Below are 588 nucleotides of genomic sequence, written 5' to 3'. Positions count from 1 at the left end.
GCCGGCCCGGCGCCGCGACACCATGACGAGCACGGCGTCGGCGGTCGCCACGGCCGTCACCGCGAACAGCGAGGCCAGCGACGCGGGCGCGGTGTGCCCGGCGTTCACGAGCAGCGCGGCGCAGGCCACCAGGAACCCGGTGAACAGCGCACCGCAGTCGCCGAGGAAGACGCGCGCCGGGTGCCAGTTGTGCCGCAGGAATCCGGTGAGCGAGGCGGCGAGCAGGCCGAGGACCAGGGCGAGCGGGCCGAGTCCCTGCGCCCCGGCGCACAGGCACAGGCCCAGCGCCGTGATGACGCCGACGACGGCCATCGCCCCGTCTGAGTTGTCGAGCAGGTTGAAGGCGTTGGTGACGAAGACGATCCACAGCACCGCCAACGCGCCCACCACGAAGCCCAGTTGGAGCCCGTGCACGACGACCGTCGCGGCGCCGGCCTCCACCATCACCCGGGCCCGCGCGCCCATCGGCCGCAGGTCGTCGAGGAAGCCGAGCAGCGCGACCGCGCCCGCGGCGACCAGCAGGGTGCCCGTCGTGGAGCCCAGCGGGGCGAGCCCGGTGGCGGCCCCCACGGCGGAGACCGTGCCGGT

General features: G+C 75.3%; 1 protein-coding gene. It reads right to left on the bottom strand.

Features of this window, described 5'->3' with window-relative positions; translation table 11 throughout:
- A partial coding sequence (locus tag G3I40_RS43540) for an MraY family glycosyltransferase (protein ID WP_343245211.1) occupies nucleotides 1-570 on the bottom strand: 570 nt, incomplete at its 3' end.
- Nucleotides 571-588: the final 18 nt, after the last annotated feature.

Source organism: Streptomyces sp. SID14478 (assembly GCF_010548525.1).
GTDB lineage: Bacteria > Actinomycetota > Actinomycetes > Streptomycetales > Streptomycetaceae > Streptomyces.
The sequence above is the reverse complement of the archived record's forward strand: the minus strand, read 5'-3'. Positions and strand labels throughout refer to the sequence as shown.